Source organism: Streptomyces sp. 184 (assembly GCF_045781775.1).
Lineage (GTDB): Bacteria > Actinomycetota > Actinomycetes > Streptomycetales > Streptomycetaceae > Streptomyces.
The window spans coordinates 6,961,466-6,985,723 of record NZ_CP123230.1; the positions used below are offsets into that span (position 1 = coordinate 6,961,466).

The 24,258-nt window shown below is 73.0% G+C and carries 20 protein-coding genes and 1 riboswitch; of the genes, 6 read left to right on the forward strand and 14 right to left on the reverse strand.

All coding sequences use genetic code 11. From position 1 onward, the window contains the following. Positions 1 to 77 precede the first annotated feature (77 nt). Positions 78 to 1,109, forward strand: coding sequence for a glycosyltransferase family 2 protein (locus tag QBL21_RS29485; RefSeq protein ID WP_407565271.1), 1,032 nt, complete (start codon positions 78 to 80; stop codon positions 1,107 to 1,109). A 123-nt stretch (positions 1,110 to 1,232) separates the two neighbouring features. Here the strand turns inward: QBL21_RS29485 and QBL21_RS29490 are convergent, their stop codons facing one another. The 4 genes from QBL21_RS29490 to QBL21_RS29505 all read right to left on the reverse strand — a co-directional run bounded on the left by QBL21_RS29490 (position 1,233) and on the right by QBL21_RS29505 (position 7,419). Continuing rightward, the gene (locus tag QBL21_RS29490) at positions 1,233 to 3,020 is read right to left on the reverse strand and encodes an LCP family protein (protein WP_407565272.1); all 1,788 of its coding nucleotides are present in this window, start codon (positions 3,018 to 3,020) and stop codon (positions 1,233 to 1,235) included. Between the two features lie 51 nt (positions 3,021 to 3,071). Beyond that, complete coding sequence (locus QBL21_RS29495) at positions 3,072 to 4,952, reverse strand: LCP family protein (protein WP_407566606.1); 1,881 nt, start codon at positions 4,950 to 4,952, stop codon at positions 3,072 to 3,074. Positions 4,953 to 5,226: 274 nt separating this feature from the next. Continuing rightward, the gene (locus tag QBL21_RS29500) at positions 5,227 to 6,480 is read right to left on the reverse strand and encodes an LCP family protein (protein ID WP_407565273.1); all 1,254 of its coding nucleotides are present in this window, start codon (positions 6,478 to 6,480) and stop codon (positions 5,227 to 5,229) included. Positions 6,481 to 6,675: 195 nt separating this feature from the next. Beyond that, positions 6,676 to 7,419, reverse strand: a complete 744-nt coding sequence (locus QBL21_RS29505; RefSeq protein WP_407565274.1) for a TIGR03089 family protein — start codon at positions 7,417 to 7,419, stop codon at positions 6,676 to 6,678. Positions 7,420 to 7,501: 82 nt separating this feature from the next. Here QBL21_RS29505 and QBL21_RS29510 point away from each other — a divergent pair, with 82 nt between their 5' ends. Together QBL21_RS29510 and QBL21_RS29515 are read left to right on the forward strand one after the other, a co-directional pair. Further along, a complete protein-coding gene (locus QBL21_RS29510) occupies positions 7,502 to 8,815 on the forward strand; it encodes a peptidoglycan recognition protein (protein WP_407565275.1) in 1,314 nt (437 codons plus the stop codon). 161 nt (positions 8,816 to 8,976) lie between these two features. Then, positions 8,977 to 9,915: a DNA-3-methyladenine glycosylase family protein gene (locus tag QBL21_RS29515; RefSeq protein ID WP_407565276.1), complete on the forward strand. Its 939-nt coding sequence runs from the start codon at positions 8,977 to 8,979 to the stop codon at positions 9,913 to 9,915. Between the two features lie 69 nt (positions 9,916 to 9,984). Here the strand turns inward: QBL21_RS29515 and QBL21_RS29520 are convergent, their stop codons facing one another. Together QBL21_RS29520 and QBL21_RS29525 are read right to left on the reverse strand one after the other, a co-directional pair. Continuing rightward, a complete protein-coding gene (locus QBL21_RS29520; protein ID WP_407565277.1) occupies positions 9,985 to 11,154 on the reverse strand; it encodes an acyl-CoA dehydrogenase family protein in 1,170 nt (389 codons plus the stop codon). A 128-nt stretch (positions 11,155 to 11,282) separates the two neighbouring features. Beyond that, a complete protein-coding gene (locus QBL21_RS29525; RefSeq protein WP_407565278.1) occupies positions 11,283 to 12,644 on the reverse strand; it encodes an LCP family protein in 1,362 nt (453 codons plus the stop codon). A 100-nt stretch (positions 12,645 to 12,744) separates the two neighbouring features. Here QBL21_RS29525 and QBL21_RS29530 point away from each other — a divergent pair, with 100 nt between their 5' ends. Then, a complete protein-coding gene (locus tag QBL21_RS29530; protein ID WP_407565279.1) occupies positions 12,745 to 14,085 on the forward strand; it encodes a UDP-glucose dehydrogenase family protein in 1,341 nt (446 codons plus the stop codon). 108 nt (positions 14,086 to 14,193) lie between these two features. Here QBL21_RS29530 and QBL21_RS29535 read toward each other — a convergent pair whose 3' ends face one another. From QBL21_RS29535 to QBL21_RS29550, 4 genes are all read right to left on the reverse strand, one after another. Continuing rightward, a complete protein-coding gene (locus QBL21_RS29535; RefSeq protein ID WP_407565280.1) occupies positions 14,194 to 15,423 on the reverse strand; it encodes a transglycosylase family protein in 1,230 nt (409 codons plus the stop codon). 3 nt (positions 15,424 to 15,426) lie between these two features. Continuing rightward, a riboswitch (cyclic di-AMP (ydaO/yuaA leader) is annotated at positions 15,427 to 15,620 on the reverse strand. 240 nt (positions 15,621 to 15,860) lie between these two features. Further along, entirely contained in the window at positions 15,861 to 17,069 is a 1,209-nt protein-coding gene (locus tag QBL21_RS29540) for a dipeptidase (protein WP_407565281.1), read from the reverse strand. 98 nt (positions 17,070 to 17,167) lie between these two features. Continuing rightward, complete coding sequence (gene purE / locus QBL21_RS29545) at positions 17,168 to 17,686, reverse strand: 5-(carboxyamino)imidazole ribonucleotide mutase (protein ID WP_407565282.1); 519 nt, start codon at positions 17,684 to 17,686, stop codon at positions 17,168 to 17,170. 7 nt (positions 17,687 to 17,693) lie between these two features. Then, entirely contained in the window at positions 17,694 to 18,845 is a 1,152-nt protein-coding gene (locus QBL21_RS29550; protein ID WP_407565283.1) for a 5-(carboxyamino)imidazole ribonucleotide synthase, read from the reverse strand. 148 nt (positions 18,846 to 18,993) lie between these two features. Here QBL21_RS29550 and QBL21_RS29555 point away from each other — a divergent pair, with 148 nt between their 5' ends. Beyond that, positions 18,994 to 19,572, forward strand: a complete 579-nt coding sequence (locus tag QBL21_RS29555; protein ID WP_407565284.1) for a GtrA family protein — start codon at positions 18,994 to 18,996, stop codon at positions 19,570 to 19,572. Between the two features lie 119 nt (positions 19,573 to 19,691). Here QBL21_RS29555 and QBL21_RS29560 read toward each other — a convergent pair whose 3' ends face one another. Together QBL21_RS29560 and QBL21_RS29565 are read right to left on the reverse strand one after the other, a co-directional pair. Continuing rightward, positions 19,692 to 20,933, reverse strand: a complete 1,242-nt coding sequence (locus tag QBL21_RS29560) for an ATP-binding protein (RefSeq protein WP_407565285.1) — start codon at positions 20,931 to 20,933, stop codon at positions 19,692 to 19,694. 27 nt (positions 20,934 to 20,960) lie between these two features. Continuing rightward, entirely contained in the window at positions 20,961 to 21,635 is a 675-nt protein-coding gene (locus QBL21_RS29565) for a response regulator transcription factor (RefSeq protein ID WP_347580527.1), read from the reverse strand. 187 nt (positions 21,636 to 21,822) lie between these two features. On the opposite strand from QBL21_RS29565, the gene QBL21_RS29570 reads away from it, so the two are divergent. Then, positions 21,823 to 22,818, forward strand: a complete 996-nt coding sequence (locus QBL21_RS29570; RefSeq protein ID WP_407565286.1) for an alpha/beta hydrolase — start codon at positions 21,823 to 21,825, stop codon at positions 22,816 to 22,818. Between the two features lie 102 nt (positions 22,819 to 22,920). Here the strand turns inward: QBL21_RS29570 and QBL21_RS29575 are convergent, their stop codons facing one another. Together QBL21_RS29575 and QBL21_RS29580 are read right to left on the reverse strand one after the other, a co-directional pair. Next, positions 22,921 to 23,460, reverse strand: coding sequence for an ATP-binding protein (locus QBL21_RS29575; RefSeq protein ID WP_407565287.1), 540 nt, complete (start codon positions 23,458 to 23,460; stop codon positions 22,921 to 22,923). 200 nt (positions 23,461 to 23,660) lie between these two features. Further along, positions 23,661 to 24,029 carry an STAS domain-containing protein gene (locus QBL21_RS29580; RefSeq protein ID WP_407565288.1) on the reverse strand — a complete coding sequence of 123 codons (369 nt, stop codon included), beginning with the start codon at positions 24,027 to 24,029 and terminating at the stop codon, positions 23,661 to 23,663. Positions 24,030 to 24,258 lie beyond the last annotated feature (229 nt).

Consider the following 24,258-nt stretch of genomic DNA (forward strand, 5'->3'; position numbering starts at 1 on the left):
GCACACGCCGTCCGTACGCTTAACGCCACCCTGCGGGCACGCCCCGATCCCCCGTTCGCGGTAACCTGAGCGGCGCTATGAGCGACTTCCCGACACCCCCCGCGGTCTCCGTGATCATGCCGGTGCTCAACGAGGAGCGGCACCTCCGCGAGGCGGTGCGGCACATCCTGGAGCAGGACTACGAAGGCGACCTGGAGGTCGTCATCGCCCTCGGCCCGTCCACGGACGGCACCGACGCAATCGCCGCCGAGCTGGTCCGCGAGACCGCCGACAGCCCCCGCTGCCGGGTGCACACGGTGCCGAACCCCACGGGCCGTACGCCCGCCGGGCTCAACGCCGCCATCAAGGCGTCCCGGCACCCGGTCGTGGTCCGCGTCGACGGCCACGGCATGCTCTCCCCCGGCTACATCGCCACCGCCGTGCGGCTGCTGGCCGAGACCGGCGCGCAGAACGTCGGCGGCATCATGCACGCCGAGGGCGAGACGGCCTGGGAGCAGGCCGTCGCCGCGGCGATGACCGCGCGCATCGGGGTGGGGAACGCCGCGTTCCACACCGGCGGCGAGGCGGGGCCCGCGGACACCGTCTATCTCGGCGTCTTCCGCCGGGAGGCGCTGGAGCGGCAGGGCGGGTACAACGAGGAGTTCATCCGGGCGCAGGACTGGGAGCTGAACTTCCGGATCCGCTCGGCCGGCGGGGCGATCTGGTTCTCGCCGGAGCTGATGGTCTCGTACCGGCCGCGGCCGACCCTGCGGGCCCTGGCCAAGCAGTACAAGGACTACGGCCGCTGGCGCCGCGTCGTCGCGCGCTACCACAAGGGCTCGATCAACCCGCGCTACCTCGCGCCGCCCGCCGCCCTCGCGGGGATCGCCGCGGGGGTGCTGGTCACGCCGCTGACGCCGCTGGGGCTGGCGGTGCCGCTCGCGTACGCCGCGGGGATCGCGGCCGGCTCGGTGCCCGCGGGGCGCGGGCTGCCGGCGCGGGCGCGGCTCCAGATCCCGGTGGCGCTGGCCACGATGCACATGTCGTGGGGCTGGGGGTTCCTCACCAGCCCGCGGTCGCTGGCGCAGAAGGTGATCGCCAGCCGCCGCCCCGCGGTCACGGCCGGCTGACCCGCCGCACTCCCGGACACGCACCCCGGCGCACTCTCCGCCGGACACCCCGCCGGGCCTTCCGCCCGTCTCCCCGCCGACCGCCGTCCGGCCCCGCCCGCGCTCGCGGGCGGGGCCGGCGCGTCACCAGGTGTACGACGGGTTGACGTCCATGCACGCCTTCTTGTTGCTGCCGGCCAGCGGGTTGGAGCTTTCCGGGGCCTTCTCCGGCCCCGTCTCCTCGCCGCCCTTGTCGTCGTCCTCGGTCGCGGGGAAGGCGTTGCCCTCCCGCCAGTCGGCGCCGACGACCAGCGTGACCTGGTCGACGCCGCTGGACTGCTTCACCGCCCGGTCGGGCAGCCCGATCGCCTTGGCCACGGCCAGGGCGTTCGCGTGCTGCTCCTCGGTCGCGTACGAGACCGTGGTGTCGGCCTGCGACTTGGGCGTGGCGTCGGTGGCGGCCTGCGTGAAGCCGTCGCCGGCGAGCACCTGGGCGATGTCACCGGCCCGGCCGGTGACCGGGGCGTACATGGCGGTGCCCGTGCCGTTCTGCACGACGACGGGGATGTCCGCCTTCGGCTCGGCCTCGGCGACGAGGTCGTCGGGCTTCTTCTTCTTGGGCTTGTCCTTGCCGTCGAAGGCGACGTCGTTGCGGAGCATGGACCAGACCTGCGCCGCGTCCTCCTCGTTGGGTACGACGTGCGCGTTGTTCTGCGGGTCCGGCACCCACGGCATCGTCGTCATCGTGATGCGTTCGGCCGGCACCCGCTTGATGTCGTTGCCGAGGTCGTACAGCTCCTTCAGCGAGCCCAGGCCGTCGTCGACGGTGAGCGCGTTGGTCGCCGCCTCGGCGAGGCGGCGGAGCTTGCCGGGGTCGGAGAGCTTGGCGCCCTCCTTGAGCTGGCGGGCCATCGAGTTCATGTACTGGTGCTGCGCGTGGGTGCGCCCGATGTCGCTGCCGTCCTCGAAGCCGTGCCGGGTGCGCAGCCATTGCAGCGCCTGCTCGCCCTTGATGGTCGTCTCGCCCTCTTCGAGGCGCAGCCCGGAGTCCTCGTCGTAGACGTTGTCCCGTACGCAGACGGGGACGCCGCCCACCGCGTCGGCCATGCTCACCACGCCGGCGAAGTCGATCATCATGAAATGGTCGATGGAGACGCCGGTCATGGTCTCCCAGGCGGCGACGGTGCAGCCCGGACCGCCGTGCTGGAGGCTGGTGTTGATGGTCTCGCCGGTGGTCTCGGGGTAGACGGTGCCGTCCTCGGGGTCGGTGCACTCGGGGATCGTCACCCGGGTGTCGCGCGGGACGCTGACCACGGACATGTTGCTGCGGTCCGCGGAGACGTGGAGCAGCATCTGCACGTCGGCCAGCGGCTTGCGGCCGCGGTCGGCGCGGGCGCCGCCGAGGCGGACGTTCTCGTCGGAGTTCCGGCTGTCGGAGCCGAGGAGCAGGATGTCCAGCGGGGTCTGGCCCTCGGCGTTGGGCTGCTTCTCGTCGAGCTTGTTCTTGCCGAGGTTGAGGGGGTCCTTCTCCAGGTTGTTGTTCAGATCGCGGTAGTAGAGGTAGCCCGCGGCCGCGGTGCCGAGTATGAGGAAGGCGAGGATGCCGAAGAACCACCGGGCGATACGCAGCCCGCGGCGGGGCCGCCGCCGCGGCGGTCCGCCGTCGTCGGCGCCGTCGTCGGGCCCGTCGGGGTGGCTTTCGGCGCGGCCCTCGGGGCCGTGGGGGCCCGGGCCGTCGCGGTGGCCGTCGTGGTGGCCGTCGTGGTGGTCGGCGTGCCGCGGGTCGCGGTCGTCGGTGTGACGCGCGTAGCCTCGCTGCCGCGGCATCCCCGGCGCGTCCGGGTCTTCGTACAGAGTGTCGTCCCAGCCCAGCTCGCGGGCTCTGTCGGGGCGACCGTTCGCTCCGCTACCGCGGACATTGCTGCGGCGCATGGGGCCTCCTGGTCGATGGCGGACGTGCGGTGTCCAGTCCGCACGTACGCCTCACTTCGCACAGACGTTCTTGTCGTCGGCCTTGACGTTCTGCACGCCGTCGGGCGCCTTGTCCGGCGCCTCGACCGGGGTGCCCGGCGCGGCGAAGTCCTCGCCGAGCGTGAGCGTCATGGCCCCTTCGACCCCTGCGTTCTCCCCCGTCTTCTTCATGGCCTTCTTCGGCAGTCCCATCATGTCGGCGAGCCGCGCGGCCTGGTCGGCCTGGTCGGGTGCGTACTCAAGCCTGGTCTCGGGAATGTCCGAGGCGTTCCCCGCCTCGACGGCGTAGCCCACGCCCTCGTCCAGCAGCCAGGTGGCGGTGGCCGACGCCATGCCGGACTCCCCACCGCCGTTGACGACCTCGACCCTCACCTCCTCGGGCTTCGCCTTCTTCACCGGCTTGTCCTTCTTGCCCTTCTTCGCCCCGTCGAACGGCTTGTCCGCGTCCAGCAGCTTGAAGAGCGGCTTGGCTTTGGCCTCGTCCATTACGACGGTCGCCTCGTCCTCAGGGTTGTCCAGGACGGGCAAAGTCGCGAAAGTAATCTCGTCCTGCGGGACCTTCTTGAGGTCGTTGGCCAGGTCCATGAGCTTCTTCGCGCTGCCGATGCCGGAGTCGACGGTGAGCGCCTTGGTGGCGGCGTCGGCGAGGTCGTAGAGCTTCTTCGGATTGCTCAGCGAGCCGCCGGACTTCATCTTGCGGATGAGCGAGCTGAGGAACTGCTGCTGGAGTTCGATCCGGCTCAGGTCGCTGCCGAAGCCGACCGAGTAGCGGGTGCGGACGAAGGCGAGCGCCTCCTCGCCCTCGATCGTGTGCCGGCCGGCGGGCAGGTTGAGCTTCGACTTGGGGTCGTCGATGTCCTCGGCGAGGCACACCTCGACGCCGCCGACCGCGCTGGACAGGTCCTTGACGGCGTTGAAGTCCGCGAGGATGAAGTGGTTGACGTCGAGACCGGTCAGCTTCTCGACGGTCTTCCAGGTGCAGCCGGGATCGCGGCCGTACTGCCCGAGGCTCTCGTTGAACTTCGTCCCGTACGTCCCCGGGATGGTCTTCCAGCTCCCGTCGTCCTGCTTGGTCTTGCAGTCCGGTATGTCGGTGATCATGTCCCGCGGGATGCTCAGCGCGGTGGCGTTGGTGCGGTCCTCGGAGACGTGGAACAGCAGCGTGGTGTCGGCGTGGCCGGGGCTGTTGGTGTCGCCGTAGCTGGTGTTGCCCTTGCCGGTGCGCTTGTCCGTGCCCATCACGAGGATGTTGACGGGGCCGTCGATGACCGCGGCGTGGTCCTCGCCGGCGACGTCGACCTTGTCTATGTTGCCGTTGAGCTTGCGGTAGATGAGGAACGCGGCGGTGCCGACGAGGAAGAGCACCAGCGCGAGGCCGCCGGCGGTCCAGATGAGCGCCTTCTTCTTGCGGCTCTTGCGTGGCTTGGGACGGCGGCGGCTGCGCGGGCCGTCGGGCGGCGAGCCGGACCCCGGCCCCGATCCCGTACCGGAGCCGCCGGAGCCGCCCGCCGCGCCGCGGCGGCGCTGGGACGGCAGGCGGGGCTCCTGGGGGTGTTCGGGGGCGTCCGCCGGCGAGGGCTGGGCGTGCTGGCCGCCGGGCTGCGGCCGGCCGTGCTGGGGGTGGCCGGGGTTGGGCTGGCCGTGCTGAGGTTGCGCGTGCTGGGGTTGCGCGTGCTGGGGGCCCGGGGCCTGGCCGTGCGGCGGCTGGCCGTGCGGCGGCTGGCCGTTCTGCTGCGGGATGTACTGCTGCTGCGGCTGGTGCCGGCCGTCGTACCCCTGCGGGGCGTGACCGTGCGGACCCGGTGCGTGTTGGCCGTGGGGCTGGGGGCCCTGTCTGCCCGGGGTCTGCGGGTCGAGCCGCAGCTCGTAGCTGCCGGTCTCCGGATTGAACACCCACTGATCGGCGGGGTCGACCTCGCCGGCGTGTCCACGGCCTCGCCCATCCACGGTCGCTTGGGTCCCTCACATCGCTCGGTCAGCGCCTCCCCCGCCGGCGCCCGGTCTTCCTGCACAAGCTCGACGACCGCCTGTCAGGCGGCCGGTCGGCTCACACTAGCCGCCTCTTTCGACGACTGGCGACGCCCGTGACAAATTCCACGCACTCGTAACAGGACATCCCGCTCATCCCCTCCATACACCGTGCCCCCCTTGTGCGCGTTGATCCGCTCTATCGGCAGATGTCATCCACAGGGGTTGTTCCCTTGAAGACGGGCGGCGCGTCGGAGTCCCGTTTCCGCTCGGCCTTCCGGCCCTCCGAGACGAAGCGCACGACGCTGTCGGAGCGCAGCGCCTCGAACAGCTCGCCCGCCGCCGGCTGCACCAGTTCGTCGCGGTTGGAGTCGAGGCGGTACGGGCGGCGCGGCACGGTCAGGAAGTGCACGCGCTCGCGCGGCACGTCGCGCACGATACGGACGAGGTCGTACAGCTCGGCGAGCGACGACAGCTCCTCGTTGGCGGTGAGCGCGGAGGTCACCGCGTCCAGCAGCGGGGCGAGCCGCATCGGGTTGAACAGCACACCGTTGCTCTGCACCTTGTTCACGAGCGAGGCCATGAACTCCTGCTGCCTCGCCATGCGTTGCGTGTCGCTGCCGCCGTCGAGGGACTTGCGGGCCCGTACGTAGCCGAGCGCCTGCTCTCCGCCGAGCACCTGGCGGCCGGCGGGCAGCCGCAGCTTGGCCGATTTGTCGTGCATCGGTTTCGGCAGGCACACCTCGACGCCGTCGACCGCGTCCACGACCTTCTTGAAGCCCTGGAAGTCGGCGATGACGTGGTGGTCGACGCGCGCGCCGACGAGCTTCTCCACCACCCGGATCGTGCAGGCGGCACCGCCGTAGGCGAAGCTGAAGTTGAACTGGTTGACCTGCCGGCCGCTCGACCCGCCGCCGGGGCGGCGGCAGTCGGGGATCTTGACCATGAGGTCGCGCGGGATGCTCACGGCGGTGACGCTGTCCCGGTCGCCGGCGAGGTGCAGGAGGACGGCGGTGTCGGAGCGTTCGACGCCGGTGTCGTGGCCGTAGCGGTCGGTGCCCGCGCGTGAGTCGGAGCCAATGATGAGGACGTTGGTGGCCCCGCTGGCGGCGGGCGCGGGGCGCTCCTCCTCGTAGCGCTTCAGCTCGCGGGCGGTGGCGGAGTCGACGGTGATGTTGCTGTCGAAGCGCTGGTAGAAGTACCAGCCGACGCCGGAGAGGGTGAGGACGAACAGGGCGAGGCCGACGCCGGCGCGGCGGAGGAGGACGCGGCGGCGGCTGTGCGGGCGGCGGGGCCGCAGCGGGCCGCGGGGGGCGCGGGCGGGGTGCGGCCCGGGATCTTCGGGTCCGCCGGGTCCGCCGGGTCCGCCAGGGCCGCCGGGATCCCCGGGATCGTCGGGGTCGCCGGGGCTCGCGGGAGTGCCCTCCCGCGGGCCGGTCTCGTCTGCGCCCATCCCTCACACTCACTCGGCCGGTGTCCACTTGTGCGGACGGCCGGGCACCCCCGGGTCGTACGGCCCGCCGCATTCGGTACATCGCATCACGAATGAGGCGCTACGGCCGATAACTTCGCCCGCGCGCGTCGCCCCGGGGCGCGGCCGGGGAGAGCGTGACCGGGCGCCGCGCCGGGGCCCGGTCGTCAGGCGGCGTTACGAGACGCGCTCGTCGGCCCTGCGCTTCTCCTGCCGCTCGGGCGAGAGCCGGTCCAGGTACGGGCAGAGCACCACGGCGGCGCCGGCGGCCAGCGGGGCGTACAGCCCCGCGGAGAGCCCTTCCCACGTGTCGTAGCCCAGCGTCGACAGCGTGCGGGAGCCCGGCGCCAGCGCGCGCGACTCGGCGTCCGCGTGGGCGCGCGCGACCAGTTCGCCGCCGGTGAACTCCGCGCCCGCCACGGCGAGCGCCGGCGCGTCCGGGTCGGCGGGGGCGTACGGCTGGAAGCGGTCGCCCTGGCCGGGCACCTCCGCGGCGTAGTCGAGGAAGCCCTCCGGCGGCTGCGGGAACCGGCCGCCGAGCGGGCGCAGGCTGAGCGCGATCCGCTCGCCGGTGCAGGCGCGGGCCTGCTCCAGCGCGTCGGGGCCGCTGACGACGAGGTCCGCGGCGGCCGGGTCGGGGTCGGCGGGCACCGCGGTGACGCCGGTCGCGGCGCAGGCCAGCAGCCAGACGGCGGTCTGCCAGTGGGCGGGCAGGAGCAGCGCGAGCCGGTCGCCGGGCTCGGCGGCGAGGTCGCCCTGGAGGAGGTTCGCGGTCTTGGCCACCCAGTTGGCGAAGGTGGCGACGGACAGTTCGACGCGCTCGCCGGTGGTGTCGTCGTAGTACGTGACCAGGGGGCGGGCCGGGTCGGTGGCGAGGGCGGCGTCGAGCAGGGCGGCGGGGGTGGCGGCGGTGGGGTTCATCGCCGTCAGGTTACGCCGTCGCGTTACTCCGTCCGGCAGGGGCAAATGGACAGCCGTGGGTGGTGTGGGAAGGATGCGTTTTATGTACGCATTTTCTTCTTCGGTCATCGCCATATCCACCGCCGCGCTGCTCGCCCCGCTGACGCCGGCCGCGGCAGTGTCCGCGTCCGCGCCGGCGGCCGCGGTCCGTCAGGCCGAACAGGCCGAGCGGGCAGAGCGAGCCGCGCAGGCCGAGCGGGCGGGCGGCCGTACGCAGTCCCTGCCGCTCGCTCCCCTCGACTCGTCCTCGCGCGGCCCGGGTGCGGGCACCGTGGGCCTGTCGAAGCCGGACACCGAGCCGTTCACCATGGTCGGCGTCGTCTGGAAGGACCCGGCAGCGAAGCTGCCTGCGCGCGTGCAGGTACGGGCCAGGTCCGCGGAGACCGGCCGGTGGTCCGGCTGGCAGGACCTCGAAGCCCACGGCGCCGACGCCCCCGACCCCGGCTCCGCCGAGGGCGACCCCGCGGCCCGGCGCGGCGGCACGGCGCCGCTGTGGGTGGGCGACTCGGCGGGGGTCGAGGTCCGCGTCCTGCCGGAGGCGGCGGGTGCACGGGCGCGGCAGGCGGGCACGGCGGGCGCGGCGGCGTTGCCGAGAGGGCTGAGCGCCGAGCTGATCGACCCGGGCACGGCCGGGCAGGGGACGGACAGGGTGACCGCCGGCGGCGCCGCCGAGATCGCCGAGCAGACCAAGGCCCGGTCCGAGGCCGACGCCGCCCGCCTCAACCCCGCCCTGCCCGCCGCCGGCCGGCCGTTCGTCGGCCCGCGACCGCGGATCGTCACGCGCAAGGGGTGGGGTGCGGACGAGAGCCGGCGGGAGCGGGCGCTCAAGTACACGAAGACCGTGAACATCGCCTTCGTGCACCACTCGGCGACGGGCAACAACTATCGCTGTAGCCAGGCCCCGAGCCTGATCCGCGGCATCTACCGCTACCACACCCAGAGCCTGGCCTGGGCCGACCTGGGCTACAACTTCCTCGTCGACAAGTGCGGCCGCGTCTACGAGGGCCGGGCGGGCGGCGTCACGCGCGCGGTCCTGGGGGCGCACACGTACGGCTTCAACCACAACAGCACCGGCATCGCCGTCCTCGGCAGCTACGACTCCTCGGCGCCGTCCCGGTCCGCGGTCAACGCCGTGTCGCGGCTGACGGCGTGGAAGCTGGGCCTCTTCGGCAAGAACCCGGAGAGCAGGCAGACGAAGGTGTCGAGCGGCGGCAAGTACACCAGCGGGACGAAGGTCAGGCTGAACGTCATCTCGGGCCACCGGGACGGCTTCGCGACGAGCTGCCCGGGGGTGCGGTTGTACGACCGGCTGGGCGCGGCGCGTACGAGTTCGGCGAACTACCAGGGCCGCCGCTGAGCACAGGGCGCGGCAGTCCCTCGGGGCGGTGCGGCCGTGCGGGCAGTGCGGGACCGCGCGGGCGCCCGGACCCGGCCGCCGTACCGGCGCCGGCCGGGCCGGGCAACTCCCGGCCCCGGCCGACGCCGTGGCCGTCGGTGGCGGGCGCTAGAGTCGTGCGAATGCCCGCCGCCCCCGACGACCGCGTCCGCACCCGGACCTGGACGCCCCCCGGCCCGTACGACCTGGGACGCACTCTCGGCGTGCTGCGGCGCGGCCCGGGAGACCCGGCGTACCGCGTCGCGGACGGCGCGATCTGGCGGGCCAGCCGCACCCCCGCGGGCCCCGGCACGCTGCGCGTCGCCCCCGCGGGCGGCGCGGTCGCCGCCGAGGCGTGGGGCCCGGGCGCGGAGTGGCTGCTGGACGGACTGCCGGCGCTGCTGGGCGCGGAGGACGACCCCGAGCCGTTCACGCCGCGCCACCGGATCGTCCACGAGGCCCGCCGCCGCCACCCCGGACTGCGCCTGATCCGCACCGGGCTGGTGCTGGAGTCGCTGATCCCGTCGGTGCTGGAGCAGAAGGTCACCACGGACGAGGCGTACCGCTCCTGGCGCCTGCTGCTGCACCGCTACGGCACCGCCGCGCCGGGCCCGGCGGGGACGGAGCTGCGGATGCGGGTGATGCCGGACGCGCACGGCTGGGCGATGATCCCGTCGTGGGAATGGCACCGCGCGGGCGTGGACGGCAAGCGCGCGGCGGCGATCGTACGAGCCGTCCGCCGCGCCCGCGCGCTCCAGGCGGCGGCGGAGATGGACCTCGACGCGGCCGTACGCCGCCTGACCGCCATCCCCGGCATCGGCCCCTGGACGGCGGCGGAAACCCTCCAGCGCGTCAACGGCGCGGCGGACGCGGTCACGGTGGGCGACCTGCACCTGCCCCGCATCGTGGGCTTCACGCTGCTGCGCGAACGCGACGCGGACGACGAGCGCATGCTCGAACTGCTCGCCCCGTACGCGACCCAGGCGCAGCGCCACCGCGCCACGCGCTACATCTGCCTCCTGGGCCGCATGCCCCCACGCCGCAAACCGAAGGCCGCCATCCCGGACATAGCCCGCCTCTGACCTCCGGCGGCGGCCGTGCCGCCGGCCCCCGCCCCGCCGCGGGGCGGGGCGGGGCGGACGGCTCGGACGTCAGGGGAGGTTGCGGGCCATGACGATGCGCTGGACCTGGTTCGTGCCCTCGTAGATCTGGGTGATCTTGGCGTCGCGCATCATGCGCTCCACCGGGTAGTCGCGGGTGTAGCCGTAGCCGCCGAGGAGCTGCACAGCGTCCGTCGTGGCCTCCATCGCCACGTCGGAGGCGAAGCACTTGGCCGCCGCGCCCTGGAAGGTCAGGTCCGCGTCGCCGCGTTCGGACTTCGCCGCGGCGGCGTACGTCAACTGCCGGGCGGCCTCGATCTTCATGGCCATGTCGGCGAGCATGAACTGCACGCCCTGGAAGTCCGCCACCGGCTTGCCGAACTGCTTGCGCTCGCGCACGTAGCCCTTCGCGTAGTCGAGGGCGCCCTGCGCGATGCCCAGGGCCTGGGCGGCGATGGTGATGCGGGTGTGGTCGAGGGTCTTCATCGCGGTGGCGAAGCCCGTGCCCTCGGCGCCGATCATGCGGTCCGCGGGGATGCGGACGTTGTCGAGGTAGACCTCGCGGGTCGGGGAGCCCTTGATGCCGAGCTTCTTCTCCGGGGCGCCGAACGAGACGCCCTCGTCGGACTTCTCGACGACGAAGGCGGAGATGCCCTTGGAACGCTTCTCCGGGTCGGTGACGGCCATCACCGTGTAGTACTCGGAGACGCCCGCGTTGGTGATCCAGCGCTTGACGCCGTTGAGGACGTAGGAGTCGCCGTCCCGTACGGCACGGGTCTTCATGCCGGCGGCGTCGGAGCCTGCCTCGGGCTCGGAGAGGCAGTAAGAGAACATCGCCTCGCCGCGCGCCAGCGGCGTCAGGTACGTGGCCTTCAGCTCCTCCGAGGCGGAGAGCATCAGGGGCAGCGAGCCGAGCTTGTTGACGGCCGGGATGAGGGAGGACGAGGCGCAGACGCGCGCGACCTCCTCGATGACGATCACCGTCGCCAGCGCGTCCGCGCCCGCGCCGCCGTACGCCTCGGGGATGTGGACGGCGTGCAGGTCGTTGGCGACGAGCGCGTCCAGCGCCTCCTGCGGGAAGCGCGCCTCCTCGTCCACCTCGGCCGCGAAGGGCCCGATCTTCGCCTCGGCGAGCGAGCGGACGGCGTCCCGGAGCATGTCGTGCTCCTCGGCCGGGCGGTACAGGTCGAATTCGGACGCTCCTGCCAAGGCTCTCTCCATTCCCGCGCATGCTAATTACCGTTAAGTAGTTCCGATGGTATGCGGTGCGCGGCGAGCGGACCTACGTGACGTTGGCGACAGGGCGGCAAAGCGGCGGAGCGCGGCGGGGGCGTCGGGGCCGCGGGGGCTCAGGGTGCGGTGCTGCCCAGGCGGTCGGTGGGGTACTTCTCGACGTACTGCGCCATGGTGTCGTTGCGCATGGCCTCCCACAGCGGGTCTCCGGCCTTGTCGTCCAGCAGCACCACCGACTGGCCGTCGATCATGTCGAGCCCGGCGACCGGCGCGTTCATGAACACCAGGTCGTCGGAGCGCACGCCCTTCATGTCCCACATCAGGTCGCGCATCGCGCCGTCGGAGAACCGGTCGTCGACGCTGACCGTGGCGGTCACCGCGTCCAGCAGGCGCTTGACCTTGAGCGGGTTGGAGAAGTTGTCCGAGGACATCGTCTCGGTGATGACCGCGCGCAGGAAGTTCTGCTGCCGCTGGGTGCGGTCGAGGTCGCCGCGGGGCAGGCCGTGGCGCTCGCGTACGTAGTCGAGGGCGGTCTCGCCGTCCATGTGGTGGGTGCCCGCGGTCCACTCGCCGCCGCCGTTGCGGCGGGGGGTGGTCTCGTCGATGGTGATGTCCACGCCGCCCACCGCGTCGGTGAGCCGCTTGAAGCCGCTCCAGTCGATCACCGCGAGGTGGTCGATCTTGACTTTCGTCATGCGCTGCACGGTGTCGATGAGCAGCGGGGGACCGCCGTAGGAGAAGGCCGCGTTGAGCTTGGCGTCGCCCTGGCCGGGGATGTCCACCCAGGAGTCGCGGGGCAGGGAGACGACGTAACCGCCCTCGCGGCCCTCGGGGATGTGGACGAGCATCATCGTGTCACTGCGCTGCGCGCCCGGCTCCCAGGAGTGCTCGCCGGCGCCGCTGCCGGTCAGCGGGAGGTCGGAGCGGGCGTCGACCCCGATGAGCAGGTACGTTTCGCCGCCCTTGGACGGCGCCGGCTGGTGCTTCTCGGGGACGCCGGTCGGGAAGGCGTTCGGGATGCGGTCGACGCGGCCGGTGTAGTGCTCGTACGCCCACCAGAGCCCACCGGCGGCCATGAGCACGCCGGCGACGAGCATGATCACGGCACCGAGCAGTACCTTGCGCCCGCGGCCCATGCGGCGGCGGGGCGCGGCGTGCGAGGGGGCGCCGGCGGGGTCGTCCGGGTCGGCAGGGCCGGCGGGGCCGCCCGGATCCGCCGGGCCGCCCGGAGCGGTCGACGGGTCCGCGGGGGCGGCGTCGCTCCCGCCGGGCCAGTGCTTGCCGCCGGTGCCGGGGTCGGTGCCGGTGTCAGCGCCCGTGCCGGTGCCCGGCGCGTCCGGGCCGAACGCCGCGTCTATGTACGCCGCGTGCGCCGCCGTCGAGGTGTCCGCGGCGTACGGCGCCTCCGGTTCGCGGGCGCGCGGCGTGCCGGGCTCGTCGGTTCCGCTGCCCGCTCCGTCCAGATGCTGCCTCGCCACGATCCCCACTCTCTTCAGTGCACGTTCATGAGTCAGACTCCGCACCCGGGCCCATGGTTGCCCGGGTGGGGTGTCATGGCCCGACGTTATGCTCAGGACCATGACCTTGAAGATCACGGTGATCGGCACCGGCTACCTCGGTGCCACGCACGCCGCCGCGATGGCGGAGCTGGGCTTCGAGGTGCTCGGCCTGGACGTCGTCAAGGAGAAGGTCGAGCTGCTGTCCGCCGGCAGGGTGCCGATCTACGAGCCGGGCCTGGAGGACCTGCTGCGCAGGCACGTGGCCGGGGTCGAGGGCTCGTCCGGCCGGCTGCGCTTCACCACGTCGTACGCGGAGGCGGCGGACTTCGGCGACGTGCACTTCGTCTGCGTGAACACGCCGCAGAAGCACGGCGAGTACGGCTCGGACATGAGCTACGTCGACGCCGCGATCGACACCCTCGCGCCCCACCTCACCCGCCCCTGTCTGGTCGTCGGCAAGTCGACGGTCCCGGTGGGCTCCGCGGCCCGGCTGGCGCGCCGGCTGGCCGAGCTGGCGCCCGCCGGCGAGCAGGCCGAGCTGGCCTGGAACCCGGAGTTCCTGCGCGAGGGCTTCGCCGTCGAGGACACCCTGCGCCCGGACCGCATCGTCGTCGGCGTGGCCACGGACCGCGCGGAGGCGGTGCTGCGCGAGGTGTACGCCACGCCTCTGGAGTCCGGCACGCCGTTCGTGGTCGCGGACTACCCGACCGCCGAGCTGGTCAAGACCTCCGCGAACGCCTTTCTGGCGACGAAGATCTCGTTCATCAACGCCATGGCCGAGATCTGCGAGGCCGCGGGCGGCGACGTCGTCAAGCTGGCCGAGGCCATCGGCTACGACGACCGGATCGGCAAGAAGTTCCTGCGCGCCGGCATCGGCTTCGGCGGCGGCTGCCTGCCCAAGGACATCCGCGCGTTCATGGCCCGCGCCGGCGAACTCGGCGTCGACCAGGCGCTCACGTTCCTCCGCGAGGTCGACTCGATCAACATGCGCCGCCGCGCCCACATGGTCGAGCTGGCCCGCGAAGCCTGCGGCGACTCCTTCCTGGGCCGGCGGATCGGCGTGCTGGGCGCGGCGTTCAAGCCGGACTCCGACGACGTACGCGACTCCCCCGCGCTCAACGTCGCGGGGCAGATCCACCTCCAGGGCGGCCAGGTCACGGTCTACGACCCCAAGGGCATGGACAACGCCCGCCGCGTCTTCCCCACCCTGCGCTACGCGGAGTCGGCGGAAGAGGCGCTGCGCGGCGCCGACATCGTGCTGCACCTCACCGAGTGGCCGCAGTTCCGCGACCTCGACCCCGCCCACCTGGCGACGGTCGTCTCCCGCCCGCACCTGGTCGACGGCCGCAACACGCTGGACCCGGCGCCGTGGCGCGCCGCGGGCTGGACGTTCCGCGCCATGGGCCGCCCGGCGGCGTAGTCCCGCGCCCGGACCCCAGCGCCCGGCCCCCGGCCCCCGGGGACCGCACACGGCGAGGCCCCCCGTTCCGCCGGAAACGGGGGGCTGCGCCGTGCCTACGGGGGACCCTCAGATCGAGACGCCGTTGTCGCGCAGGTACGCGACGGGGTCGACGTCCGAGCCGTAGTCCGGGCTGGTGCGCACCTCGAAGTGCAGGTGCGGCCCGGTGGAGTTGCCGGTGGAGCCGGACAGACCGATCTGGTCGCCGCCGCCCACGCTCTGGCCCACGCTCACCGAGGTGGACGACAGGTGGGCGTACTGGCTGTAGCGGCCGTCGTCGTGCTTGATCACGACGGCGATGCCGTACGCGCCGCCGTCGGCGCCGTTGCCGGCCTTGACGACGGTGCCGGAGGTGACGGCCTTGACCGGGGTGCCGGTGCCGGCGGAGAAGTCGACACCGGTGTGGTAACCGCTGGACCACGAGCCGCCGGAGGCCCGGTACGCGGTGGACAGGCCGGCGTCGATCGGGGCGGAGAACCCGCCCGCCGGAGCGGCCTCGGCGGGCTGCTCCTCCTCCTGCTGCGGCTCCTCGGCCGCCGGCTCCTCCTGCTGCGCCGCGGACGGCTCGGCCGGAGCGGCCTCCGGCTCCTCCAGGGTGACCTCTTCGCCGCCGTCGAACTCGTACTTCTGACCGGGGAAGATCAGGTCCGGGTCGTCGCCGATGACGTCCTTGTTGGCCCCGTAGATCGACTGCCAACCGCCCGCGATGCCGTGCTTGCGGGCAATGTCCCACAGGGTGTCGCCGGAGACGACGGTGTAGGTGCCCGCCTTCTCGTACTTCCTCTCCGGCGCCTGCGGGGCCTGCTCCTGCTGCGGGGCCTCCGCGGCCTGGGCGGGCTGCTCGGACTCGGTCTGCGCCTCGGGCTCGGCCTCCTGCTGGGCCTCCTCGCCACCGCCGGTGGAGAGGTCCGGGGCGGGGCCGCCCTGGGTGAGCCCGGCCTGTACGGAGCAGACCGGCCAGGCGCCGGGGCCCTGGGAGGCGAGCACCTTCTCGGCGATCTCGATCTGCTGCTCCTTGGTGGCCTGGTCGGCGCGCGCCGCGTACTGCGTGCCGCCGTAGCCCTCCCAGGTGCTCTGGACGAACTGGAGGCCGCCGTAGAAGCCGTTACCGGTGTTGATGCTCCAGTCGCCGCCGCTCTCGCACTGGGCGACGCGGTCCCAGGTGTCGACGGAGGCGGCCTGGGCGTGGCCGCCGGCGATCAGGGGGATGGCGACGCCGGCGCTGCCGGCGGTGATGACGAGGGCCCTGCTGCCCCGGGCTATCCGGCCCAGGCGACGGTGACGTCCGCGTGCGGACATGGACATGCTCCTCTCCGACGCCTGCGAGGTGAGCTGTCGGGTTCGAGCTGGAGATGCCCGGCCATGCGGAGCATGGCTTCACCCCAAGCCGTACCGCGCTTGCGCGCGGTCCGGCGCTTACCTGGGTCCCCCGCTCCTGCCGTGGAAGCTGAAAGTGGCTGCACGTCACCGCCGACAGGATTCGGCGTTACGGCGACGAGGTGCCCGCATCGGTGGCGCGAGCACGGCGAGCACCGTAAACACACAGCGGAAATCAGAACAAGCTGTGAACCGTCACCAAGGCCGTTCCGAGCGTCACATCGGAATCAGCGCGACAATCGCCGCATCACGCGCCGCCGCTCAATTACCCCTCCGAAGTGGAGACTTGTCGATTTCAGAGGAGTCGGACACATTGCCCCATGAGATGAGAATTCTGTGAGTGACTTATGTCACTCTGGTCACTCCGGTGTGCCCGCGGGGCCGTCGAGCTGTTCGATGGTGGCGATCGACGGGCCGCGCCGGGCGGCCACTTCGCGGGCCGCCGCCTCGGCGTCGCGCAGCACCCGCAGCGCGTTGCCCCACAGGAGCCTGGCCAGGTCTTCTTCCGACCAGCGGCGGTCCAGCAGCTCGGCGACGAGGTGCGGATAACCGGCCACGTCGGCGAGGTCGGCGGGGGTGAACGGCGTGCCGTCGAAGTCGCCCCCGATACCGATATGGTCGATTCCTGCCACTTCGCGCATATGGTCCAGATGATCCGCCACGGTCGCGGCCGTCGCCTGCGGCCGCGGGTTCGCCTCCTCGAACGCACTCCGCACACGGACCGTTTCGTCGTCCGCCCCGAACGGGTCCAGGCCCCGCGCGCTCAGGTGCTCGTCCACCTCGGCGGTCCACGACACGGCGGCCGGCAGGACGAACTTCGGCACGAACGTGGCCATCGCCACACCGCCGTTGGCCGGGAGCATTTCCAGCACATCATCAGGAATGTTGCGCGGGTGGTCACACAGGGCACGAGCGGACGAATGGGAGAAAACGACCGGTGCCTCCGTGACGCGCAGCGCGGCCCGCATCGTGGCCGGCGCCACATGGGAGAGGTCGACGAGCATCCCGACCCGGTTCATCTCGCGCACCACCTCCTCGCCGAAGGCGGTGAGCCCGCCGTGCCGCGGCTCGTCGGTGGCGGAGTCGGCCCAGTCGGTGTTGTCGTTGTGCGTGAGCGTCATGTAGCGCACGCCGAGGCGGTGCAGGGCGCGCAGGGTGGCGAGCGAGTTGGCGATGGAGTGCCCGCCCTCGGCCCCCATCAGGGAGGCGATCCGCCCGTCGACCCGGGCCGCCTCCACCTCGTCGGCGGTCACGGCGAGTGCCAGATCACCGGGATAGCGGTCGACGAGGCGCCGCACCACGTCGATCTGCTCCAGGCACGCGCTGACGGCGGCGTCCCCGGCCAGCTCCGTGCTCACGTACACGGACCAGAACTGCGCCCCCACCCCGCCGGCCCGCAGCCGCGGGATGTCGGTGTGCAGCCGCGCACTCTGGTCGACGGCGATGTCGCGCCGGTCGATGTCGTACGTCACCTGCTCGCGCAGCGCCCAGGGAAGGTCGTTGTGCCCGTCGACCACGGGATGCGCCCGCAGCACCTCGCGCGCACGCGCGAGCAGTTCGCCGGTCATGGGTGGTCCTCCCTGCGCGGATAGCGTGATCCCACGTTATCCGCGCAGGGAGTCGGCGCGAACGACCGGGGTGGGCCCGGCGCGGGACCATCCGCGCGCTACGCCGCGCCGTCCCGCGTCCGCTTGCGCAGCCGGGCGCCCTTCTCCTGGGCGAGTTCGTTCAGTTGCTCCTGGAACGTCGTCATCCGGGCGCGGAGGTCCTCGTCGTGGGCGCCCAGGATGCGGGCCGCCAGCAGGCCCGCGTTGCGGGCGCCGGCGACCGAGACCGTGGCGACCGGGACGCCCGCGGGCATCTGGACGATGGACAGCAGGGAGTCCATGCCGTCGAGGTACTTCAGGGGTACGGGGACGCCGATCACCGGCAGCGGGGTGACGGAGGCGAGCATGCCCGGGAGGTGGGCGGCGCCGCCGGCGCCGGCGATGAGGGTGCGCAGGCCGCGGGCGGCGGCCTGTTCGCCGTAGGCGATCATCTCGCGCGGCATCCGGTGGGCGGAGACGACGTCGACCTCGTACGGGATCTCGAACTCGGCGAGGGCCTGCGCCGCCGCCTCCATCACCGGCCAGTCGGAGTCGGAGCCCATGACGATGCCGACCAGCGGGCCGTTCTCCGCGCTCATGCGATGCTCATTCCGTGATCGTCCCCCGGAGGTAGTCGGCGGCGTGGCGGGCGCGTTCGCGCACCTTGTCCAGGTCGTCGCCGTAGGTGTTGACGTGGCCGACCTTGCGGCCGGGCTTCACGTCCTTGCCGTACATGTGGATCTTCAGCCCCGGGTCCCGGGCCATGCAGTGCAGGTACGCCGGGTACATGTCGGGGTAGTCGCCGCCGAGGACGTTCGCCATCACCGTCCACGGCGCGCGCGGGCGCGGGTCGCCCAGCGGCAGGTCGAGCACGGCGCGCACGTGGTTGGCGAACTGCGAGGTGACGGCGCCGTCCTGGGTCCAGTGGCCGGAGTTGTGCGGGCGCATGGCCAGTTCGTTGACGAGGATCCGGGTGCCGCCGGAGGCGTCGGCCGCCTCGAACAGCTCCACCGCGAGGTGGCCCACGACGTCCAGCTCCATCGCGATCCGCAGCGCGAGCTGCTGCGTGCGCACCGCGGTCTCCGGCGCCAGCCCGGGCGCCGGGGCGATGACCGTGTCGCAGACGCCGCCGACCTGGATGGACTCCACCACCGGGTACGCGACCGCCTGGCCGCTGGGCGAGCGGACGACGTTCGCGGCCAGCTCGCGGCGGAAGTCGACCAGTTCCTCGGCCAGCACCGGGACGCCCGCGCGGAACGGCTCCGCGGCGTCCGCCTCGGTGCGTACGACCCAGACGCCCTTGCCGTCGTACCCGCCGCGCACCGTCTTCAGCACGACCGGGAAGCCGCCGCCCTCGCGCGCGAAGCGCGCCGCGTCCGCCGGGTCGGCCACGATCCGGTGCCGCGGGCAGGGGATGCCCAGCTCCGTCAGCCGGGCCCGCATCGCGCCCTTGTCCTGCGCGTACACCAGCGCGTCCGGGCCCGGCCGGACCACGACGCCCTCGGCCTGGAGGGTGCGCAGATGCCCGGTCGGTACGTGTTCGTGGTCGAAGGTGATCACGTCGCAGCCGCGGGCGAACTCACGCAGCGTGTCCAGATCGCTGTGGTCACCGACCACCGTGTCACCCGCCACCAGGGCCGCGGAGTCCTTGGTGGTGCCGCTGAGGAGCTTGAATCTGATGCCGAGGGGGATGCCTGCCTGGTGGGTCATCCGGGCGAGCTGGCCCCCGCCGATCATGCCGACTACCGGGAATGTCACACGCCCCAGGGTATCGGCCACGGTGGCCGGAGCCGCCCCCTCCGTCGGCGGGCCCGGTTAGCATGAGGGTGCCGGCACGCCGGAGAAGGCGCAGGACCTGACGCAGGACCAGGGGAACGCAACCGACCATCGGAGTCTGACGATCTTTATGAGTGCACGGCACCCTGCGGTATCGCGGCTGCGGCGCCTGAGCCGCGAGGTGGCCGAGTTCGCCGCGGTCGGGGGCGTCGGCGTCCTGGTCAACCTCGCCGTCTTCAACCTCGTGCGGAACACCACGGAGCTGCCCGTGGTCCGTTGCAGCATCATCGCGACGGCCGTCGCCATCATCTTCAACTACATAGGGTTCCGGTACTTCACGTACCGCGACCGGGACAAGACCCGCCCGCCGCGTGAGTTCACCCTGTTCGTGATCTTCAGCTCGGCGGGGCTCGTGATCGAGAACGGCGTGCTGTTCGTGGCCACGTACGGGTTCCACTGGGACACCCCCCTCCAGAACAACATCTTCAAGTTCCTCGGCATCGGGGTCGCCTCGCTGTTCCGCTTCTGGTCGTACCGGAGCTGGGTGTTCCGTGCGGTGCCCGCGGTCAGGCCCGCCGAGCCCGCGGAGGCCGGTGACGCGGGTGAGATAGCCCGGGCCGCGGAGGTGCGGATCCCCGGCAGCCGGCCGGAGCCGGAGGAGCCCGGGGAGCCGGAGGCGCGGGAAGAGGCGGTCGGAGCGCGGCGGTAGCGTTCGCGTTCCGTACGAGCCGTCCCCCGTCCGTACGAGCCCCCCGCAGGCCCGCCGCGCGGCCGGTAGCGCGCTTGGTGCGGCCCCTACGCGCCCTCGGTGCCGGCCCGTACGCGCCCTCAGTGGTGCTCGTGCTCCCGCGCGAGGAACAGCGCGAACGTCGTCGGCTTCTGCTGCACCAGCTCCAGCCGCCCCCCGTCCGCCTCCGCCAGGTCGCGGGCGACCGCGAGCCCCAGCCCCGTCGAGTTGCGCCCGCTGACCGTGCGTTCGAAGACCCGGGAGCCGAGGTCCGCGGGCACGCCCGGGCCCTCGTCGGTGACCTCCACCACCACCTGGTTGCCCGTCACCCGGGTGCGCAGCGCGACGGTGCCGGCGCCGTGCATCAGCGCGTTCTCGATCAGCGTCGCGAGCACCTGCGCCACCGCCCCCGGCGTGCCCACCGCGCGCAGGTCGTGCTTGCCGGAGCGGACGATCGCCCGCCCCTCGCCGCGGTACGCCGGCCGCCACTCCTCGATCTGCTGCTTGACGACCTCGTCCAGGTCGAAACCCATCCCCGCGCCGGCCTTGGGGTCCCGGGCCTTGGTCAGCAGCCGCTGCACCACGTCCGTCAGCCGCTCGACCTGCGTGAGCGCGACCGCCGCCTCCTCCTTGACCGTCGCCGGGTCGTCGGTGAGCGCGATCTCCTCCAGCCGCATGGACAGCGCGGTCAGCGGCGTACGGAGCTGGTGCGAGGCGTCCGCGGCCAGCCGCCGCTCGGCGGTGAGCATCCGCGCGATCCGCTCGGCGCTGGCGTCCAGCACGTCGGCGACGCGGTCCAGTTCGGGGACGCCGTAGCGGCGGTGGCGGGTGCGCTGGTCGCCGGAGCCGAGCCGTTCGGCGGTCTCGGCGAGGTCGGTGAGCGGGGCGGTGAGGCGGTTGGCCTGGCGTACGGCGAGCAGCACGGCGGCGCCCACGGCGAGCAGCGCCACGGCGAAGATGATCAGCAGGGTCTGGCCCAGCTCGTCGTTGACCCGGTCGCGGGCCTCCATGACCGTGACCCGCTCGCCCCGGCTGCCGGTCTCCGTGACCTCGATGACCGAGCCGTCGGGCCGGTCCCCCATCTTGAGCGGCGGCCCGCCCGGCAGCTCCACCTCCGCGTACCGCCCGTCGGTGACCTGCCCGGCGAGCGCCTGGCGGGTCACCCGCCCGTCGTCGGCGATCTTGCCTTCCACGACGCTGAAGAGCCGCACGGCCTCGGACTGCACCCGGTCGTGCGCGGCGGCCTCGATGGTCCGGGTCTCGACGATGACGAGCGAGACGCCGAAGACGGCGATGACGACGAGCACCACCGCCAGGGTGCTGTTGATGAGCCTTCTGCGCATGGCTGCCGGGGGCCGCGGGCGGCCGGCCTAGCTCTTCTCGAAGCGGAAGCCCACTCCGCGGACCGTCGCGATGTAGCGGGGGTTGGCGGCGTCGTCGCCGAGCTTCTTGCGCAGCCAGGAGATGTGCATGTCGAGCGTCTTGGTCGACGACCACCAGGTGGTGTCCCACACCTCGCGCATCAACTGCTCGCGCGTGACCACCCGGCCCGCGTCGCGCACCAGCACCCGCAGCAGGTCGAACTCCTTCGCGGTGAGCTGAAGCTCCTCGTCCCCGAGCCAGGCGCGGTGCGAGTCGGTGTCGATGCGTACGCCGTGGGTGGCCGGCGGCTGCGCCTCGGTGGAGCCGCGGCGCAGCAGGGCGCGGACGCGGGCCAGCAGTTCGGCGAGGCGGAAGGGCTTGGTGACGTAGTCGTCGGCGCCCGCGTCGAGGCCGACGACGGTGTCCACCTCGTCCGCGCGGGCGGTGAGCACCAGTACCGGGAAGCCGTGGCCGTCGGCGCGCAGCCGCCGGCACACCTCCAGGCCGTCCATCCCGGGCAGTCCGAGGTCGAGCACGAGGAGGTCGACGCCGCCACGGAGCCCGGCACCGAGCGCCGTGGGACCGTCTTCGCGGACCTCCACCTCGTAGCCCTCCCGGCGCAGCGCGCGGGCCAGCGGTTCCGAGATGGCCGCGTCGTCCTCGGCCAGCAGTACTCGGGTCATGGTGCGATGGTAGACCTCCGGTCACCGAGAGTGGGCCGGTGGCGTCGGGTTCGCTCACCTCCCGGGACGCGCTCGAACGTCCCGGCGGGGCCCGTGCGCCGGTTCGCCCGGCTGCCGGATCGCGGGGCGGGACGTTGTCGGCGACCATGAGGTCACCGGGCCGCCGGTCCGCGGAGAGGCGGGTGCGATGGCTGCGGTACGGGTCCGGTGGCGGCGGCGGCTCGTGGTCGCGGCGCTGGGGACCGCCGCGACGCTCGCCGCCGGGGTGCTGCCGCCGGTCGGGGCGGCGCCGGAACGGGCCGCGGAGCGCGGGGCGGAGCGGTCGGCGGACGGGTCGGCGGGGCTTGCGGCGGATCGCTCGACGGGGCACGCGGCGGGGCAGTCGCCGCGGCGGAGCGTCGAGGCGTACGGGCCCGAGCCGCGGCAGCGCGTCACCGTCCACTGGCAGCCGCGGCGGGCACCGCGCGGCGGGCTCGTCATCCTGCACGGCGGCTACTGGTCGTACGACACCGACTGGGGCGGCCGGGCCCGGGCCTTCGCCCGCCGCGGCTACGCGGTCTTCGACGCCGGCTACCGCCTCGCCCCCGACGTCCGCTGGCCGGCGCAGCGCGACGACGTGGTGGCGGCGCTGCGCTGGGTGCGGCGCAACGCCGCCGCGTACGCCGTGGATCCGGCGCGGGTCGCGGTGCTGGGCTCGTCGGCGGGCGGGCAGCTCGCCGTGGCCGCCGCCACGTACGGCGCGGGGGCGTCACGCGCCGCCGGGGTGGTGGCGCTGTCGCCGGTGGCGTCGCCGTACCGGGCCTGGCTGGACGGCGGTGCGCCGGGGGCGACGGCGGCGGGGCGGCGGCTGCGGGCGAGCGCGGAGCGGCTGGCGGGGTGCGTACCGGACGGCACGCCCGCGGTGTCGGCGGACCCGGCCTGCCGGCGGGCGTGGCGGTCGCTGGACCCGCGGAGCGAGGCGTCCGGGCGGGACGACGCCCCGATGCTGCTGCTGCACTCGGCGGCGGACTTCGTGCCCGCGTACCACTCGGAGGCGGTGGCGGCGGCGGAGCGGGCGCGGGGGATGCCGGCGGAGGACGTACGGGTGCGGGTGGTGCCGGGCGACGCGCACGGGATGCGGCTGCTGGCGGAGCCGGGGGTGGAGGGGGAGATCGAGGGGTGGCTGCGGGGGCGGATCGGCTAGCGGCCGGCGGCAGGCCGGCACGTACGGCCGGCGCGTACGACGAGCGTCAGAGCTGTACGTACGACGAGCATCCGAGCCGTACGTACGATCGAGCCAAGCGGGCTACACCGGCGCCGCCAGCTCCGCCCACACCGTCTTGCCCGTCGCTCCCGCCTCCCGCTGCACGCCCCAGTCGAGGCACAGCCGCTGCACGATGAACATCCCGTGCCCGCCCGGTCTGCTGGCCCGGTGCGGCGTGCGCGGCTCGGGCGTGCCCGTGCCGGAGTCGCTGACCTCCAGCCGCAGCACCTTCCCCGCCGTACGCAGCCGCAGCTCGTCCGGGCCGCCGCCGTGCAGGCAGGCGTTCGTCACCAGCTCCGAGACGACCAGCAGGACGTCCTCTGCCGCCGCGCGCTGCTCCGCGCTCGCCGCGGGCAGCCAGCCCCAGTCCTCCAGTGCCCGGCGGGCGAAGTCGCGGGCGCGGGGCACCATGCCGCTGGCGCCGACGAGCCGCAGCCGGCGCACCTGTGCCACCTGGCCGGACCCGGCCTTCGGGGCGGGTGCGGCGGTGTCCGCGCCGTCCGGGCGTACGGGCGCGGCGGCGCCGCTGCCGGCCTCGCCGTCCGGTGGCAGCGCGCCCGGCGGCAACGACCTGAAGCTCATGGCTTCACGACACCCCCTTCGCGCAACCGCACGCTCGCTCGCGCACCCGTCCGCGCATTCGTGCCCATCCTGCTCGTTCCAGAAGTTTTCGCCTGGGCTTCTGCCCTGCGAGATCGCGGAAACACCCCCGAGTTTCCCCAGGGTGCTGTGACGCGCATCACCCGTCGCACCTGTCCCACCCGTCGCCGGAGGCCAGGAGGTCACTCGACGAGAGCGGCCTCCACGGTGTCGTGCACCGAGAAGACCGCCTCCGCACCAGTGATCTCGAAGACTCTGGCGACCATGGGCTGGAGCGCCGCGAGGTGCACGGCGCCGCCGTCGGCCTCGGCCTTGAGGCGGGCGCCGAGGAGCACGTTCAGCCCGGTCGAGTCGCAGAACTCCAGGCGGGTGCAGTCGAGTACGAGCCGGCTGCGGCCGCCGGCGATGCATCGTTCCAGCGGCTCGCGCAGCAGCTCGGCGGTGTGGTAGTCCAGCTCACCCGTAGGCGTGAGGACGGCGCTCGTGCCATAGACCCGTACGTCGACGTGCAGTCGGCCGCGGCTCGGGCTTCCGGTCGTTCCGGCGTCCATGCGCGCTTGTCTCCTGACCTCGGTCTGTCGTGCGATGCAAGCACTGACCTTACGCCTTTGGTCACACGTTCGGCACCCGAACAGCCAACAAAAGAGGGCAAATATGGACACCTGATTCTTGCACCGGACGGGAGAAGCGGGTAGGGCTATAGAGGCACTGACAAAAGGTGGCCTCGGGAGGCGCCGCAGACCGTAGCGGAACAGATGGCATCGGCAGCCACATGCCGAG

Bases quoted from the DNA above. Each gene is read 5' to 3' on its own strand.
- QBL21_RS29485 (WP_407565271.1), top strand. From the start codon at position 78: ATGAGCGACTTCCCGACACCCCCCGCGGTCTCCGTGATCATGCCGGTG.
- QBL21_RS29490 (WP_407565272.1), bottom strand. From the start codon at position 3,020: ATGCGCCGCAGCAATGTCCGCGGTAGCGGAGCGAACGGTCGCCCCGAC.
- QBL21_RS29500 (WP_407565273.1), bottom strand. From the start codon at position 6,480: ATGGGCGCAGACGAGACCGGCCCGCGGGAGGGCACTCCCGCGAGCCCC.
- QBL21_RS29505 (WP_407565274.1), bottom strand. From the start codon at position 7,419: ATGAACCCCACCGCCGCCACCCCCGCCGCCCTGCTCGACGCCGCCCTC.
- QBL21_RS29510 (WP_407565275.1), top strand. From the start codon at position 7,502: ATGTACGCATTTTCTTCTTCGGTCATCGCCATATCCACCGCCGCGCTG.
- QBL21_RS29515 (WP_407565276.1), top strand. From the start codon at position 8,977: ATGCCCGCCGCCCCCGACGACCGCGTCCGCACCCGGACCTGGACGCCC.
- QBL21_RS29520 (WP_407565277.1), bottom strand. From the start codon at position 11,154: ATGGAGAGAGCCTTGGCAGGAGCGTCCGAATTCGACCTGTACCGCCCG.
- QBL21_RS29530 (WP_407565279.1), top strand. From the start codon at position 12,745: ATGACCTTGAAGATCACGGTGATCGGCACCGGCTACCTCGGTGCCACG.
- QBL21_RS29535 (WP_407565280.1), bottom strand. From the start codon at position 15,423: ATGTCCGCACGCGGACGTCACCGTCGCCTGGGCCGGATAGCCCGGGGC.
- QBL21_RS29540 (WP_407565281.1), bottom strand. From the start codon at position 17,069: ATGACCGGCGAACTGCTCGCGCGTGCGCGCGAGGTGCTGCGGGCGCAT.
- purE (WP_407565282.1), bottom strand. From the start codon at position 17,686: ATGAGCGCGGAGAACGGCCCGCTGGTCGGCATCGTCATGGGCTCCGAC.
- QBL21_RS29555 (WP_407565284.1), top strand. From the start codon at position 18,994: ATGAGTGCACGGCACCCTGCGGTATCGCGGCTGCGGCGCCTGAGCCGC.
- QBL21_RS29560 (WP_407565285.1), bottom strand. From the start codon at position 20,933: ATGCGCAGAAGGCTCATCAACAGCACCCTGGCGGTGGTGCTCGTCGTC.
- QBL21_RS29565 (WP_347580527.1), bottom strand. From the start codon at position 21,635: ATGACCCGAGTACTGCTGGCCGAGGACGACGCGGCCATCTCGGAACCG.
- QBL21_RS29570 (WP_407565286.1), top strand. From the start codon at position 21,823: ATGGCTGCGGTACGGGTCCGGTGGCGGCGGCGGCTCGTGGTCGCGGCG.
- QBL21_RS29575 (WP_407565287.1), bottom strand. From the start codon at position 23,460: ATGAGCTTCAGGTCGTTGCCGCCGGGCGCGCTGCCACCGGACGGCGAG.
- QBL21_RS29580 (WP_407565288.1), bottom strand. From the start codon at position 24,029: ATGGACGCCGGAACGACCGGAAGCCCGAGCCGCGGCCGACTGCACGTC.